Below are 14363 nucleotides of genomic sequence, written 5' to 3'. Positions count from 1 at the left end.
GCGCTGCGCGCGCACCGTACTATCGATGTATGGCTACGGAAGACGCGGTGCGCGAAGCACTGGCGACAGTGAACGACCCGGAGATCCACCGACCGATCACCGAGCTGGGCATGGTGAAGTCGGTCGAGATCGATCCTGACGGTGTAGTCGCTGTCACCGTGTATCTCACGGTCTCCGGCTGCCCGATGCGCGAGACGATCACCAAGAACGTGACCGACGCGGTGGCCCGCGTCGAGGGCGTGTCGCGGGTCGAGGTCACGCTCGACGTGATGAGTGACGAGCAGCGCAAGGAGCTCGCGTCCGCGCTGCGCGGCGGCACGGCGGAGCGGGAGGTGCCCTTCGCCAAGCCCGGCTCCCTGACCCGGGTCTACGCGGTCGCGTCCGGCAAGGGCGGCGTCGGCAAGTCGTCGGTGACGGTGAACCTCGCGGCGGCCATGGCGGCGGACGGACTCAAGGTCGGCGTGGTCGACGCGGACATCTACGGGCACAGCGTGCCCCGGATGCTCGGCGCCGACGGCAAGCCCACCCAGGTCGAGAACATGATCATGCCGCCGTCCTCGCACGGCGTGAAGGTCATCTCCATCGGGATGTTCACCCCGGGCAACGCCCCGGTGGTGTGGCGCGGCCCCATGCTGCACCGCGCTCTCCAGCAGTTCCTCGCCGATGTGTACTGGGGCGACCTGGACGTCCTGCTGCTCGACCTGCCGCCGGGCACCGGTGACATCGCGATCTCCGTGGCGCAGCTCGTGCCCAACGCCGAGATCCTGGTCGTCACGACCCCGCAGCAGGCAGCGGCCGAGGTCGCCGAGCGGGCCGGCTCCATCGCGGTGCAGACCCACCAGAAGATCGTCGGCGTCGTCGAGAACATGTCGGGCATGCCGTGCCCGCACTGCGACGAGATGGTCGACGTGTTCGGTTCGGGCGGCGGTCAGCGGGTCGCCGACGGGCTGACGCGGACGGTCGGTGCCGAGGTGCCGGTCCTCGGGTCCATCCCGATCGACGTACGGCTGCGGGAGGGCGGCGACGAGGGCAAGCCCGTCGTCCTGTCCGACCCCGACTCCCCCGCGGGCTCGGCCCTGCGGTCCATCGCGGAGAAGCTGAGCGGCCGTCAGCGCGGCCTGTCCGGCATGTCGCTGGGTCTCACCCCGCGCAACAAGTTCTGAGCGTCCGAGCGGGCGGGGACGGCCTCTTCAGGAGGCCGTCCCCGCCCGCTCGTGCGTGTGCGTGTTGCTCAGTTCTCGTACGACGCGATGTCGCCGATCACCGCGAAGCCCAGGCCGTACGCGCTCATGCCGCGTCCGTACGCCCCGATGTGCACCCCGTCGGGGGCGGAGCCCGCGAGGACCCAGCCGAACTCCGACTCGCGGTAGTGGAACTCCACCGGCACGCCGTCCACCGGGAGCGAGAGCGTCGACCAGGGCGCCCGGCCCAGGTCGTCGGCGAGCTCGAACGCGGTCTCCGTCTGCTGGTTCAGCCATTCGCCACGCAGCGTGTGGTCCATCTGCGGGGGCCAGGTGCAGTCCAGCAGGCCCGAGCCGGCCAGCCAGGCCGCGGACGAGACCGTGGTGGCGTCCAGCACCCCCAGCCCGTCGTCGCTGTCCCGCACGGGACTGCTGCCCACGGTCACGACCACCGCGAAACGCGCCTTCTCCGCCCCGGCGTCGGCCCGTACGACCGGCTCCTCACCGTGTCCGGTGGAACCGTGCTGCACCGTGTCGTCCGCCGCGGCGGTGACCTGCATCAGCCAGCGCGGGCCCGTGAAGGCCCCGTCCAGCCCGTACCAGGGGAACGGCGCCTTCAGATAGCCGTCGACAGTACGCCGGGTCGCCGGCACCCCCTCTGCGGTGACTGCGCTGGGCGCACCGTCCGCCCCTGCCCGACTCGTCGTCTCCATCTGCCCGGCCGCCTCCTCGATCTTGCACTGATCCGGAGCGGCCCTCCCCCCGTGGGCATGGGCAACCTCGCAACCGGACAGATGGAGAATAGCCATACCGTCCGGACGAGTCGGGATTGACGGGTCTCAGGTGGCGTCTGCGTCGAAGGGCGGGCGCTCGTCCTTGGCGGGCTGCGCGGGCTTCTTGAGCAGGTCGGGCGCCCCCGCGGCGGCGGCACCGGACGCGGCAGCCGCCGCGGTTCCGGCGGAGGCGGAGGACGCGCTCTCACGGCCGTTCACCGCGTCGGTGACGTCGGCCATCTCCTTGCGGAGGTCGAAGCTCTCGCGGATCTCCTTGATCCCCAGCTCGTCCTTGCCGTCCGCGAGCTGCTTGCGGAGGTAGGTCTTGGGGTTGAGGTCCTCGAACTCGAAGTCCTTGAACTGCGGGCCGAGCTCCGAGCGGATGTCTTCCTTGGCGCTGTCCGAGAACTCGCGGATCTTGCGGATCGTGCGCGTGACGTCCTGGATGACCTTCGGGAGCTTCTCCGGGCCGAATACGAGCACGGCGAGAACCACGAGCGTCAGCAGCTCGAGTGCGCCTATGTCATTGAACACCTTGCTGCTCCTCGTGTTCTCTGCGTGTTCTCCGCGTGGTCTCCGCCGCCAGGTCGTCAGGGCCCGGGCCGCTCCACGGTACCCGGCGAAGCTGTCCGGACGGTACCTGCCGGTGGCCGTCAGGTGCCGCTCGCCGACCCCAGCGTCAAAGTCATGGACAGGTCTTTACCGCCGCGGGTCAGCCGCAGGTCCAGCTGGTCGCCCGGCCGGTGGGCCCGGATCTTGACGATCAGCTCCTCGCCGCTGTGCACGCGCTGGCCCTCCACCTCGGTGATGACGTCGCCCGATCGGATGCCCGCCTTCGCCGCCGGGCCCCCTTCGGTGACGGCCGAGCCGCCGTCGGTGGCCTTGCCTCCCACCTTGGCCCCGTCACCCGTGAACTCCATGTCCAGCGTGACGCCGATCACGGGGTGGGTGGCCTTGCCGGTGTTGATCAGTTCCTCGGCGACCCGCTTGCCCTGGTTGATCGGTATCGCGAAACCGAGGCCGATGGAGCCCGACTGGCCGCCGTCGAGACCTGACGCGCTGTCGGCGGCGCGGATGGCGCTGTTGATGCCGATGACGCGGGCCTTGGAGTCGACCAGCGGCCCGCCGGAGTTGCCCGGGTTGATCGGGGCGTCGGTCTGCAGGGCGTCGACGTAACTGACGTCGGTGCCGTCGCCCTTCTCGCCGCCGGCGGTGATGGGCCGCTGCTTGGCGCTGATGATCCCGGACGTGACCGTGTTGGACAGGTCGAAGGGGGCGCCGATGGCCACCACCGGGTCGCCGACCCGCACGTTGTCGGAGTTGCCGAGCGGCAGCGGCTTGAGCCCGGACACGCCGGTCACCTTGACCACGGCCAGGTCGTATCCGCTGTCCTTGCCCACGATCTCGGCGGAGGCGCTCTCACCGCCGCTGAAGGTGACGGTGATGTCGCCGCTGGAGCCAGCGGGGGCGACCACGTGGTTGTTGGTGAGGATGTGGCCCTTGTCGTCGAGGACGAAGCCGGTGCCGGTGCCCGACTCGGCGGAGCCGCTGACGTGCAGGGTGACGACGCTGGGCAGCGCGCTGGCGGCGATGCCGGCGACGCTGTCGGGGGCACGGCCGCCGCTGTCGAGGCCCGCCTGGGGGAGCTCGACCGAGGTGAGGCCGCCGTTGCGCTCGACATAGGCGCCGATCCCGCCGCCTATCCCTCCCGCGACGAGGGCCAGCAGCGCGGCACCGACGAGGACGGACCCCCGGCGGCTCCTGCGCGGTCTGTCCTCGGCCCCCTGGACGGGTCCTGGGTGGCTCAGGGGCTGCTGGGCCTGCGGCCCCTGCTGGGGCGCGCCCCAGGGGTCGTATCGCAGCCACTGCGAGGGCTGCTGCGACTCCGGACCGGGCTGGGGCTGCTGACCGTGCTCCGGGGACTGCGCGGGCCGGGGCGCGGTGTGCTGCTGCTGATGCGGCAACGGCGGGGGCACGGGCGCGCCGTGACCGTTCGTGCCCGCGTACGGTGGGGGCACGGGCGCGCCGTGACCGTTCGTCCCCTCGTACGGCGGGGGCACGGGCGCGCCGTGACCTTCCGTGCCCGCGTACGGCGGAGGTACGGGCGTGCCGTGACCGTTCGTCCCCTCGTACGGCGGAGGTACGGGCGTGCCGTGCGCCGGGGTGGCCACCGGGCGCTGTACGGGCGGCGCGGGCGCCCAGGGCCCCGGGCCGCCGTAGGGCGGGGTGCTGTAGGCGTCGGGCGCGTGCAGCGGCTGCGCACGGGGCACGGGGCGGGCCTCCGGCTCGGCGGCGGCCGGAGGCCCGGGCGTGTAGTCCTCGGGCTCGGTGGCGGGCGGCGCGGTGGCGGTCCGATCGGTGGCGGGCGGGGCGGGCCTGTAGTCCTCGGGCCCGGCGTCCGGCGCGGCGGCGGCCGGGGGCGCGGGCGTGTAGTCCTCGCCGGCGGACCCGGGCGCGGTGGCCGCGTCCGTCCCCGTACGGCCGGCCGCTTCCTGCCCCGGATCGGCTGCTGTCGCGGCGCCCTCCGGACCGGCCTGGCCGGACCGTCCCGTCGAGGGACGGCTCCACCACTTCGTCTTCGGCCCGCTGGGCTTACCGTCGTCCATGCTCTCCCCGCAACTGGCCCTTGCGCGCCCCCACAGAGGCGTCCCTCCCGGAATTCAACCAGGTTTGCGAATCGGTGCGCAGGCTCCTGGTCAGCGCAGCGGGGAAAGCGGCATCGCGCGGTCGTAAACCGGCGGTGCGGAGGCCGTCGCGGACGGCGTGGCCGGCTGCGGGTCCGCTCCCCCGGCGGGCGACCCGGAGTAGAGCGGGCCGGCGTCGGTCGGGCGTATGAGCGGCGGCACGGACACGTTCAGCACGGGGAAGGTGTAGGTGCCCCCGGTGAAGGCCGAGGTGCTGAGCAGGGAGGGCGCCGGGGCCAGCGCCGGCTGTGCCGACGAGGAGGGCGCGGGTGTTCCGGGCCCGGTCCGGCTGTCTCCCACCGCGAGGGCGCCACCACCGCTGCGACTGGCGGCGGCACTGGCGCTGCCGGTCCGCTCCTGGGCGTCGAGCGGGGTCGTGCCGCTGCTCGCGCCCTCGGCGCTGAGCGGCGCCTCGGGGCTGTAGTCGAGAGGGAGGGCGCCTCCGAGCGCGATGGCGGCGAACGAGACGGCACTGGCCGCGGCGAACGCGAAGCGCCGGGCGCGCCAGGGCGAACGGTCGGCCTCGCGGCCGACGTCGTGGATACGGAAGCCGCGGCCGGACGATCCGCCCGGGAGCACGGCGGTCGAGCCGTGGGCCGTGGGGAGATATCCGAAGCCGTCCAGCGGCGAGCGTCCGGAGTCGGGGCTGCTGCCGGGCTGCATGACGGGGAAGATGCCGTCGCCGAAGCGCCGGCCGCCGCCGAAGGGGCCGTCCGAGCCGTCGTCGTCGGCGCCGGAGCCTCCGGGGAGGCCCTGGAGACGGGCGAGGAACCCCTCGGAGGGGGACGGGGCCGCGGACGTCGCGAAGGCGCTCTTCAGCCGCCGCTGGGCGTCGGCCTCGGCCTTGCACCGGGAACAGGTCGCCAGATGCGCGAGGACCCGCTCACGGGCGTCGTGTTTGAGCTCGCCGTCGACAAGCGCGGCGAGCCGGTCCCCGAGATGCTGCTCCGCGGGGGTCGGACCTGTGCCGCTCACGCCGTTCCGCCCTCCCCTGCCAGGACCGCGTCCGCCAGGGAACGCTGCTCGGCGCGAGCCTCGGGCGAACGGTGCTGGAGTGCCTTGCGCAGGTGCGAGCGGCCGCGGTGGATGCGGCTGCGCACCGTGCCCAGCTTGACGCCGAGCGTCGCGGCGATCTCCTCGTAGGAGAGGCCCTCGATGTCGCAGAGTACGACGGCGGCACGGAATTCGGGTGCGAGGGTGTCCAGCGCCTGCTGGACGTCCGCGTCGAAGTGCGTGTCGTTGAAGACCTGCTGCGGAGACGGCTCACGGCTCGGCAGTCGCTCGGCCGCGTCGTCGCCGAGCGAGTCGAAGCGGATCCGCTGCTTGCGGCGGACCATGTCCAGGAAGAGATTCGTCGTGATCCTGTGCAGCCAGCCCTCGAAGGTGCCGGGCGTGTAGGTCGACAGCGACCGGAAGACGCGGACGAAGACTTCCTGGGTGAGGTCCTCGGCGTCGTGCTGGTTGCCCGTCAGCCGGTAGGCCAGGCGGTACACCCGGGCGCTGTGCGTGCTGACGATCTCTTCCCATGAGGGCGGGGTCCACGCCTGAGAATCCGCATCTGAGGCGAAGGTCGCGGTCGGTGCGGAATCGTTGGAAGAACGGTCAGCAATGTTGGTCACGGATTTCGGCTCACCCGCCGACCTGAGAAAGCGCCGCAGCACTCCTCCCCGATCCACAGGCGCAGCCGCACCTCCCCTATCGGCTCTGGTGGTGTCCAGTGGAGCCCCTACCATAGCCACCTCGCCCGTTAGCTCCGGATAAGCCTTTTCCCTGCTGGTGCCCCGGTCCCGCCGGGGGCAAGAGGCACATTCCGGGCCCGGCCCCACGGCCCGGTCCAGGTGTTCCCCTCTGCCCCCTCCTAACGCCTGGTCCCATCTGCGGGTTCCCGGGTCCAGCGGATACAGTCACCGTTGCGCGAACTACGGGGACAGGAGAGGGTCATTACCGCCAACCGGCAGACGAGCTGGGCATTCGCCGACGCCTTTGTCGCCGAGGAAGAAGCTCTGCTCTGGGCGCGGGACCGGGCCGAGGAGTCAGGGCTCCGCCCGGTGTCCTCGGGCACCGGCGCGGCACTGCGCCTGCTCGCCGCCACGGCGGACGCCAAGGCGGTGGCCGAGATCGGCACCGGAACCGGCGTGTCCGGCATCTATCTGCTCCAGGGCATGCGCCCGGACGGCGTACTGACCACCGTCGACCCGGAACCCGAGCGCCAGCAGTTCGCCCGTGAGGCGTTCCGCGCGGCAGGCTTCGCCACGAACCGGGCTCGCTTCATCCCGGGGCGCGCCCTCGACGTACTGCCCAGGCTCGCGGACGGCGGTTACGACCTCGTCTTCTGCGACGGCGACCGGCTGGAGAGCCTGGACTGCCTCGCTGAATCGTTGCGCCTGCTACGACCCGGCGGCCTGGTCTGCTTCGAGGGCGTCTTCGCCGACGGCCGCACGATCGACTCCGCCGCGCAGCCGGCCGAGGTGCTGCGCCTGCGCGAGCTGCTGCGGGCGGTGCGCGAGAGCCAGGAGCTCATGGCGACCCTGCTGCCGGTGGGCGACGGACTGCTGTGCGCGGTGCGGCGCGGCTGACCGCGTCCCCGCCGTCCGGCCGTGTCCTGGCGCGGCCCGGTCGCGCCCGGTCCCTGACGCACCACTGCCCCGGCACGGAACCCGTGCCGGGGCAGTGGTGAAGTGTGGGCGCTCGCGCCTCAGCCGACGACCTGCTTGAGTGCGTCGCCGAGTGCGTCGGCCTCGTCCGGAGTCAGCTCGACGACAAGCCGACCGCCGCCTTCGAGCGGAACGCGCATGACGATGCCCCGCCCCTCCTTTGTCACCTCGAGCGGGCCGTCGCCCGTCCGCGGCTTCATGGCCGCCATGCTCGTTCCCCTTCCTGAAACCAGCTCATCGCAGCCGGCGGCTCCATGACAGGCGCTGCCTCACCGGCGTCGAACACAATGCTTCCTACGCATTATCCCGCATCAAAGACCCCGATGACCAACATCGGTCGGCATCGCTTGCGCAACGCGCTTTCTCAAAACCACCCAATTCGGCGATCCGGCTGCGATACTGCGCCGCCCCCGGCCCCCAGCCGAGAGCCAATCGTTAGACGCAGGTCACATGTCCGGCTCGCCGGAAGTCCGCCATGCTGGCCTGGACAGGCACAATGCCGGAGCCCGAAGGAGACCCAGCGATGGCCGACCCGGCCGACACCGTGCTCACCGATGTGAGCGACGGACTCGCGACGATCACGATCAATCGCCCCGACGCGATGAACGCCATGAACACCGCCGCCAAGGTCGCGCTCCGCGACGCGCTCCTGACGGTGGCGGACGATCCCGCCGTGCGGGCGGTTCTGCTCACCGCCACCGGGCGCGCCTTCTCCGTCGGCCAGGACCTCAAGGAGCACGTCTCCAAGCTCGCCGAGGCGAGCGGGTCGGGCGGCGGCGACGCGCTGAGCACGGTGCGGGAGCACTACAACCCCATCGTCCGCGCGCTCACCGAGATGGAGAAGCCGGTGGTCGCGGGTGTCAACGGGGTCGCGGCCGGAGCCGGCTTCGGTTTCGCGCTCGCCGCGGACTACCGCGTGGTCGCCGACACCGCCGCCTTCAACACCTCGTTCGCCGGCGTGGCGCTGACCGCCGACTCGGGCGTCTCCTGGACCCTGCCCCGGCTGATCGGCACGAGCCGCGCCATGGACCTGCTCCTCTTCCCCCGCTCGATCTCCGCCCAGGAGGCGTACGAGCTGGGCATCGCCAACAAGGTGGTGCCCGCGGCCGACCTGGCCCAGGAGGCCCTGGCGGTGGCCCGGGCACTGGCGGACGGCCCCACGGTGGCCTACGCCGCGCTGAAGAGGTCCGTGGCGTACGGCGCGTCGCACAGCCTCGCCGAGGCGCTGGAGAAGGAGGACGAACTCCAGACCAGGGCGGGCGCGTCGCAGGACCACACGATCGCGGTCGAGGCCTTCCTCGCCAAGCAGCCGCCGAAGTATCTCGGCAAGTAGGGCCGCCGGCGTGGCCCTGCGGGACAGCCCTCAGCTGCCGCCGCCCCGGGCCACGCAGTCGGCCAGGTGGTCGTCGACCAGACCGCAGGCCTGCATGAGGGCGTAGGCGGTGGTGGGGCCGACGAAGCGGATGGACCGCTTCTTCAGCTCCTTGGCCAGCGCGGTGGACTCCGGGGTGACGGCCGGGACGTCGCCGAGCGTGCGGGGGGCGGGGCGGGTCGCCGGGTCCGGGGCGTACGACCAGATCAGCGCGTCCAGCTCGCCCTCGCCCCAGCCGGCCAGCACCTTGGCGTTGGCGAGCGTGGCGTCGATCTTCGCGCGGTTGCGGATGATCCCGGCGTCGGCGAGGAGCCGCTCCTTGTCGGCGTCGGTGAACTCCGCCACCGCGGAGATCTTGAAGCCGGCGAACGCGCTGCGGAAGCCTTCGCGGCGGCGCAGGATCGTCAGCCACGACAGCCCGGACTGGAAGGCCTCCAGGCAGAGCCGTTCGAAGAGGTGGTCGTCGCCGTGGACGGGCCGGCCCCACTCGGTGTCGTGATAGGCGAGGTAGTCCTCGGTGGACAGGCCCCAGGGGCAGCGCAGGCGTCCGTCCGCCGCCGGTTCGGCCCCGCTCACCTCTCGCCCTCCTCGCCCTGCGGCCCGTTCTCGCCGGTGAGCGGCTCGCCGGGGCGCTTGAAGAGGTCGGGCCCCGTCACCGCCGTCGCCTGGGCACCGGCGAGCGCCGACTCCAGCTCGGCGATGTGGGCGTCCCGCTCGGCGAGCTCGGCGGCCAGCCGGTCGAGGGCCTCGTCCACATCCGCCATGCGGTAGCCGCGCACGGCCATGGGCAGCCTCATCGCTTCGATGTCGGCGCGGCCGAGCGGGCGGTTCGCGGGCAGCGGGTCGGTGAGCCGCTCGGGCTCGACGTCCTGCAGCACCGCGCTTCCGCCCCCACCGACCACCGCCAGCGTGACCGCGGCCACGACCACGGCCATCGTGAGCAGCAAGAACCAGAACACGTCCATCTCCCCGGAAGCGGAATACCTGTCCGGGTCAGATCGTGCCATGCGCCACTGACAGTTAGGGTCGCAGGCGCAGGCGATCTACAGGAGGAACCAGGGATGCGAAGCGGGGCGCTCAGGCTGGGGCGGCGGGAATTCGGGCCGGACGAACCGGTGATCATGGCGATCGTGAACCGGACTCCCGACTCCTTCTACGACCAGGGCGCGACGTTCCGCGACGAGCCGGCGCTCTCCCGGGTCGAGCAGGCCGTCGCCGACGGCGCCGCGATCATCGACATCGGCGGGGTGAAGGCCGGCCCCGGTGAGGAGGTCACCGCCGAGGAGGAGGCACGCCGCACGGTCGGTTTCGTCGCCGAGGTGCGCCGCCGCCACCCGGACGTGGTGATCAGCGTGGACACCTGGCGGCACGATGTGGGCGACGCGGTCTGCGAGGCCGGCGCGGACGTGCTGAACGACGCCTGGGGCGGTGTCGACCCGAAGCTCGCCGAGGTGGCCGCGCGCCACGGAGCGGGGCTCGTCTGCACCCACGCGGGCGGCGCCGAGCCCCGGACCCGGCCGCACCGGATCGCGTACGACGATGTGATGGGGGACATCCTGCGGGTCACCCTGGGGCTGGCGGAGCGGGCCGTGGAGCTGGGGGTCAGGCCGGACGGGATCATGATCGATCCGGGTCACGACTTCGGGAAGAACACCCGGCACTCGCTGGAGGCGACGCGCCGCCTGGACGAGATGGCGGCGACGGGCTGGCCGGTGCTGGTGTCCCTCTCGAACAAGGACTTCGTCGGCGAGACGCTCGACAAGCCGGTCAAGGAACGCGTGCTCGGCACGCTCGCGACGACGGCCGTGTCGGCGTGGCTGGGGGCCCGGGTGTACCGGGTGCACGAGGTCGCCGAGACCCGTCAGGTCCTGGACATGGTGGCGTCCATCGCGGGTCACCGGGCCCCGACGGTCGCCCGGCGAGGGCTGGCCTGAGCCCTCCCGGCACGGGGACGGGCGTGGCCGGCCCGAGTCCTCCCCGGCCCGGGAACGGGCGGCCCCGGCAGGGGTCCGCCCGCAGCCTCGGACCGGACGCGTCACGAGCCGGCAGGGTCCGGAAGAGACGGCCTACCGGCCGACCTCCTTGGTCACCAGCCGGACCGCCTCGTCCACGTCGTCCGTGACGTGGAACAGCATCAGGTCGCGCTCGGACGCCTTGCCCCCCGCGACCACGGTGTCCCGCAGCCAGTCGACGAGCCCGCCCCAGTACGCCGTGCCGAACAGGACGATCGGGAAGCGCGTCACCTTGCCCGTCTGCACCAGGGTCAGCGCCTCGAAGAGCTCGTCCAGGGTGCCCAGGCCGCCGGGCAGGACGACGAAGCCCTGCGCGTACTTCACGAACATCGTCTTGCGGACGAAGAAGTAGCGGAAGTTCACGCCGATGTCCACGTGCGGATTCAGGCCGGACTCGAAGGGCAGCTCGATACCGAGTCCCACGGAGACGCCCTTGGCCTCCCGCGCCCCCTTGTTCGCCGCCTCCATGGCCCCCGGTCCGCCACCCGTGATGACGGCGAATCCCGCCTCGACGAGCGCCTTGCCGATCTGCACGCCCGCCTCGTAGTCCGGACCGCCCGCCGGGGTGCGGGCGGAGCCGAAGACGCTGATGGCGCTGGGCAGTTCGGCCAGCGCGCCGAAGCCCTCGACGAACTCCGACTGGATCCGCATGACCCGCCAGGGGTCGGTGTGGACCCACTCGGAGTCGCCCTCGGAGTCCAGCAGCCTCTGATCGGTCGTGCCGGGCTGGACCTGGTCCCTGCGGCGCAGCACCGGACCCAGTCGCTGTTCCTCCGGCATCACCGCACCCTCGGGAATCTGCGCGCCCTCGGGGATCCGTGCGTCCTCCGGGTTGCCCATGACCTGCTCCCTCCGCCGACCTGCGATGTGCGTGTGTCGCTTCAGCCTAGATCGGTGGAGGTTACGCGCAGGGGAATGCCGTGAGTCAGCTCGTGAGCCAGGAGCGGAGGCGCTCCTCGCAGTGGGTGATCCGGTCGACGGCCACGTGCTCGTCCCGCTTGTGCGCGAACAGCGCGTCCCCGGGGCCGTAATTCACCGCGGGCACCCCCAGTGCGCCGAACCGGGACACGTCGGTCCAGCCGAACTTGGGCTGGGCCGTCCCGCCGACCGCGTCCATGAACGCCTTGGCGGCGGGGTGCGAGAGGCCGGGCATCGCGGCGCCGGAGTGGTCGTCGAGGGTGAACTCGACGACTCCGCAGTCCGCGAAGACCTCCCGGACGTGGGCTTCGGCCGCCTCGGCGCTGAGGTCGGGGGCGTACCGGTAGTTGACCACCACGGTGCAGGAGTCCGGGATGACGTTGGTGGCGACGCCGCCCTCGATGCCCACGGCGTTGAGCCCCTCGCGGTACTCCAGGCCGTCGATCACCGGGCGGCGCGGTTCGTACGCGGCGAGCCTGGCCAGCACGGGCGCGGCAGCGTGGATCGCGTTGGAGCCCATCCAGCTGCGCGCGGAGTGGGCCCGCTCCCCCTCCAGCCGCAGGTGCACCCGGATCGTGCCCTGGCAGCCGCCCTCGACCTGCGCGTCGGAGGGCTCCAGGAGGACGGCGAAGTCCCCTTCGAGCCACTCGGGGTGCGCGTCGGCCACGTGCCCGAGGCCGTTGAGGTGCGCGGCGACCTCTTCGTTGTCGTAGAAGATGAAGGTGAGGTCCCTGTTGGGCTCGGGCACCGTCGCCGCGATCCGCAGCTGGACGGCGACGCCCGACTTCATGTCGGAGGTCCCGCACCCCCACAGCACGCCGTTCTCGTCGAGCCTGGACGGCACGTTGTCCGCGATCGGCACGGTGTCGATGTGCCCGGCCAGCACGATCCGCTCGGCCCGGCCCAGCCGCGTCCTCGCCACGATGTTGTTCCCGTGGCGGTCGACGGTCAGGTGAGGGAGCGGGCGCAGGGCCGCCTCGATGGCGTCGGCGAGGTCCTTCTCCTGCCCGCTGACCGACGGGAAGTCGACCAGCCGGGCGGTGAGCGCCGGGCCGTCCAGGGCGAGGTCGAGCGAGTGTCCATCCATGGTCACGAGCCTAAGGGACTTCGGTCGCGGGCCCCGTCCTACCCTCCAGTACGGTGGGCCCCGTGCCCCGGACCGCCTCCACTCCCCGCCGCAGCCGCTTCCTCCGTGTCGTGGCCGCCTTCGCCGTGCTCGTGGCCCTCGCCGGCTATCTGGCCGTGCAGTACCTCTCCGGCTACAAGGGGGCTCCCCGCTGCACCGTGGGTTCCTCCGACGGGGGCGAGGGGCGTACGTACGAGCTGAGTCCGGAGCAGGCCGCCAACGCCGCGACGATCTCCGCCGTGGGCATGACGCGGGGGCTCCCGGAGCGGGCGGTGACGATCGCCCTGGCGACCGCCATGCAGGAGTCCGCCCTGCGCAACATCGACCACGGCGACCGGGACTCGCTCGGGCTCTTCCAGCAGCGCCCCTCGCAGGGCTGGGGAACGACCGAGCAGATCATGGACCCGGTCTATTCGTCCGGGGAGTTCTACGAACATCTCGCCGAGGTCCCGGGCTACTCCCGGCTGCCGCTGACCGTCGCGGCCCAGCGGGTGCAGAAGAGCGGTTTCCCGCAGGCGTACGCCAAGCACGAGCCGGACGCCACGCTGCTCTCCGCCGCGCTGACCGGGCGCGCGCCCGCCTCGCTGACGTGCTCGCTGTCGACGGGCAAGGGCGCCGAGGCGGCTGCCCCGGGCGACGCCGCCGAGGTGCGGGCCGATCTGGTGCGCGCCTTCGGCAAGGGTGTCCTGCCCTCGGCGAAGTCGGCGGGCGCCGCCTCCGCGAGCACGGTCTCGGTGCCCGTGCGGAGCGAGGAAGAGGCGACCTCCCGGCGCGGCTGGGAGCTCGCCCACTGGGCGGTCGCCCGCGCCGGCGCGCTGCGGATCGAGGAGGTCTCGTACGACGGCCGGATCTGGACCAGTGACACGGGCTGGCGGACGGAGCGCGGGGAATCGGCCACCGGCACCGTCCGAATGAGGCTCGCTCAGTAGTACGACCTGTCCCCCGTGCAGGGCCTTCCGCCTTCACCGGAGGAGGGTCGGCACCCGCGCTTCGACACCCCCGCCCGCCGGGCCAATTCCCTTACGCGTACAGGGAAGTGACGGTACGTCGAGCGTAAGCGGAATGCACTGTTCGACCAGGTTCCTCCATTGCGGATTATCCGACGCATTACTCACTCTTTACCTCGGTGCCCCGCAACCTTCCCCGCCCCCGGAGCGGTTGTTCAGTGCGTCCGATCACCGGACAGGCGGATTCCACATCGCCTCGTACCTGTTGACGTCCCGCCGAAGGAGCATCATGTCCCTCCCCCTGACCCGTCGGATCGCCCGTGCAGCGCTGCTGATCGCCGCGGGTGCGGCCCCCGTGGTCGGCGCGGCCGGTGCCGCGGGTGCCGCGGGGCTCCCGCAGACCCCCGCGCTCGGCGGCCTCACCTCGCTCGACGGAGCCGGCCTCAGCAGCACGGTGGACTCCACCGCGAAGCAGGGCTCCGAGGTCGCGAACGAGACCGGCGGCAAGGTGGTCGGCACGACCCTGCCCGCCGCCGGCAAGACCCTGCAGAAGGCCGGCGGCGTGGCCGACGGCGAGCTGACGTCCGACACCCTGCCCACCAAGGGCCTGCCGATCGGCTGATCCGCCGGCACGCACACGGCACACACGCCGTACGGACGCGAAGGGGCCTCGGGAGTGCGCACTCCCGAGGCCCC

At 72.2% G+C, this 14363-nt stretch carries 16 protein-coding genes; 6 read left to right on the top strand and 10 right to left on the bottom strand.

Translation table 11 applies throughout. From position 1 onward, the window contains the following. Positions 1-29 precede the first annotated feature (29 nt). A complete protein-coding gene (locus AMK10_RS04420) occupies positions 30-1163 on the top strand; it encodes an Mrp/NBP35 family ATP-binding protein (RefSeq protein WP_073744921.1) in 1134 nt (377 codons plus the stop codon). A gap of 68 nt (positions 1164-1231) precedes the next feature. On the opposite strand, the gene AMK10_RS04415 is transcribed toward AMK10_RS04420, so the two are convergent. The 5 genes from AMK10_RS04415 to sigE form a co-directional block, all read right to left on the bottom strand. Further along, positions 1232-1894: a hypothetical protein gene (locus tag AMK10_RS04415; RefSeq protein ID WP_073744919.1), complete on the bottom strand. Its 663-nt coding sequence runs from the start codon at positions 1892-1894 to the stop codon at positions 1232-1234. A gap of 126 nt (positions 1895-2020) precedes the next feature. Beyond that, the gene (locus tag AMK10_RS04410) at positions 2021-2488 is read right to left on the bottom strand and encodes a sec-independent translocase (RefSeq protein WP_073744917.1); all 468 of its coding nucleotides are present in this window, start codon (positions 2486-2488) and stop codon (positions 2021-2023) included. A 119-nt stretch (positions 2489-2607) separates the two neighbouring features. After that, positions 2608-4560, bottom strand: a complete 1953-nt coding sequence (locus AMK10_RS04405; protein WP_073744915.1) for a S1C family serine protease — start codon at positions 4558-4560, stop codon at positions 2608-2610. A 90-nt stretch (positions 4561-4650) separates the two neighbouring features. Beyond that, on the bottom strand, positions 4651-5613 hold the full coding sequence (locus tag AMK10_RS04400; protein ID WP_073744912.1) for an anti-sigma factor family protein: 963 nt from the start codon (positions 5611-5613) through the stop codon (positions 4651-4653). After that, positions 5610-6371 (bottom strand): RNA polymerase sigma factor SigE, encoded by a 762-nt coding sequence (gene sigE, locus AMK10_RS04395; protein ID WP_198959648.1) that lies wholly within the window; start codon positions 6369-6371, stop codon positions 5610-5612. Before sigE ends, AMK10_RS04400 begins: the two co-directional genes overlap by 4 nt. 177 nt (positions 6372-6548) lie before the next feature. Between sigE and AMK10_RS04390 the strand changes: the two genes are divergently transcribed. Then, a complete protein-coding gene (locus tag AMK10_RS04390) occupies positions 6549-7214 on the top strand; it encodes an O-methyltransferase (RefSeq protein ID WP_073744908.1) in 666 nt (221 codons plus the stop codon). A gap of 119 nt (positions 7215-7333) precedes the next feature. Here AMK10_RS04390 and AMK10_RS04385 read toward each other — a convergent pair whose 3' ends face one another. Further along, on the bottom strand, positions 7334-7501 hold the full coding sequence (locus AMK10_RS04385) for a DUF3117 domain-containing protein (protein ID WP_018105485.1): 168 nt from the start codon (positions 7499-7501) through the stop codon (positions 7334-7336). A gap of 314 nt (positions 7502-7815) precedes the next feature. On the opposite strand from AMK10_RS04385, the gene AMK10_RS04380 reads away from it, so the two are divergent. Beyond that, positions 7816-8625, top strand: a complete 810-nt coding sequence (locus tag AMK10_RS04380) for an enoyl-CoA hydratase/isomerase family protein (RefSeq protein ID WP_073744906.1) — start codon at positions 7816-7818, stop codon at positions 8623-8625. 30 nt (positions 8626-8655) lie between these two features. Here AMK10_RS04380 and AMK10_RS04375 read toward each other — a convergent pair whose 3' ends face one another. Together AMK10_RS04375 and AMK10_RS04370 are read right to left on the bottom strand one after the other, a co-directional pair. Beyond that, positions 8656-9240, bottom strand: a complete 585-nt coding sequence (locus tag AMK10_RS04375; protein WP_073744904.1) for a DNA-3-methyladenine glycosylase I — start codon at positions 9238-9240, stop codon at positions 8656-8658. Further along, positions 9237-9629 carry a DivIVA domain-containing protein gene (locus AMK10_RS04370; RefSeq protein WP_198959646.1) on the bottom strand — a complete coding sequence of 131 codons (393 nt, stop codon included), beginning with the start codon at positions 9627-9629 and terminating at the stop codon, positions 9237-9239. The genes AMK10_RS04375 and AMK10_RS04370 overlap by 4 nt, the downstream gene beginning before the upstream one ends. A 96-nt stretch (positions 9630-9725) precedes the next feature. Here AMK10_RS04370 and folP point away from each other — a divergent pair, with 96 nt between their 5' ends. Next, a complete protein-coding gene (gene folP / locus AMK10_RS04365) occupies positions 9726-10598 on the top strand; it encodes a dihydropteroate synthase (protein WP_073744902.1) in 873 nt (290 codons plus the stop codon). Between the two features lie 132 nt (positions 10599-10730). Here folP and AMK10_RS04360 read toward each other — a convergent pair whose 3' ends face one another. Beyond that, complete coding sequence (locus tag AMK10_RS04360) at positions 10731-11516, bottom strand: TIGR00730 family Rossman fold protein (protein ID WP_073744900.1); 786 nt, start codon at positions 11514-11516, stop codon at positions 10731-10733. An 85-nt stretch (positions 11517-11601) separates the two neighbouring features. Further along, positions 11602-12681, bottom strand: a complete 1080-nt coding sequence (gene dapE, locus AMK10_RS04355; RefSeq protein WP_073746044.1) for a succinyl-diaminopimelate desuccinylase — start codon at positions 12679-12681, stop codon at positions 11602-11604. Positions 12682-12743: 62 nt separating this feature from the next. On the opposite strand from dapE, the gene AMK10_RS04350 reads away from it, so the two are divergent. Both AMK10_RS04350 and AMK10_RS04345 read left to right on the top strand, forming a co-directional pair. Beyond that, on the top strand, positions 12744-13649 hold the full coding sequence (locus AMK10_RS04350; RefSeq protein WP_073744898.1) for a hypothetical protein: 906 nt from the start codon (positions 12744-12746) through the stop codon (positions 13647-13649). Between the two features lie 307 nt (positions 13650-13956). After that, on the top strand, positions 13957-14289 hold the full coding sequence (locus AMK10_RS04345) for an ATP-binding protein (RefSeq protein ID WP_073744896.1): 333 nt from the start codon (positions 13957-13959) through the stop codon (positions 14287-14289). Positions 14290-14363 lie beyond the last annotated feature (74 nt).

The sequence above is a fragment of the Streptomyces sp. CB02058 genome, assembly GCF_001905505.1.
Classification (GTDB): domain Bacteria; phylum Actinomycetota; class Actinomycetes; order Streptomycetales; family Streptomycetaceae; genus Streptomyces.
Note: the sequence above shows the minus strand (reverse complement) of the source record. Positions and strands in the feature narration are given on the sequence as shown.

What these genes read in the sequence shown, in the direction of transcription:
- AMK10_RS04420 (WP_073744921.1), top strand. Translation starts at nt 30, where the DNA reads ATGGCTACGGAAGACGCGGTGCGCGAAGCACTGGCGACAGTGAACGAC.
- AMK10_RS04415 (WP_073744919.1), bottom strand. Translation starts at nt 1,894, where the DNA reads ATGGAGACGACGAGTCGGGCAGGGGCGGACGGTGCGCCCAGCGCAGTC.
- AMK10_RS04405 (WP_073744915.1), bottom strand. Translation starts at nt 4,560, where the DNA reads ATGGACGACGGTAAGCCCAGCGGGCCGAAGACGAAGTGGTGGAGCCGT.
- sigE (WP_198959648.1), bottom strand. Translation starts at nt 6,371, where the DNA reads ATGGTAGGGGCTCCACTGGACACCACCAGAGCCGATAGGGGAGGTGCG.
- AMK10_RS04385 (WP_018105485.1), bottom strand. Translation starts at nt 7,501, where the DNA reads ATGGCGGCCATGAAGCCGCGGACGGGCGACGGCCCGCTCGAGGTGACA.
- AMK10_RS04380 (WP_073744906.1), top strand. Translation starts at nt 7,816, where the DNA reads ATGGCCGACCCGGCCGACACCGTGCTCACCGATGTGAGCGACGGACTC.
- AMK10_RS04370 (WP_198959646.1), bottom strand. Translation starts at nt 9,629, where the DNA reads ATGGACGTGTTCTGGTTCTTGCTGCTCACGATGGCCGTGGTCGTGGCC.
- folP (WP_073744902.1), top strand. Translation starts at nt 9,726, where the DNA reads ATGCGAAGCGGGGCGCTCAGGCTGGGGCGGCGGGAATTCGGGCCGGAC.
- AMK10_RS04360 (WP_073744900.1), bottom strand. Translation starts at nt 11,516, where the DNA reads ATGGGCAACCCGGAGGACGCACGGATCCCCGAGGGCGCGCAGATTCCC.
- dapE (WP_073746044.1), bottom strand. Translation starts at nt 12,681, where the DNA reads ATGGATGGACACTCGCTCGACCTCGCCCTGGACGGCCCGGCGCTCACC.
- AMK10_RS04345 (WP_073744896.1), top strand. Translation starts at nt 13,957, where the DNA reads ATGTCCCTCCCCCTGACCCGTCGGATCGCCCGTGCAGCGCTGCTGATC.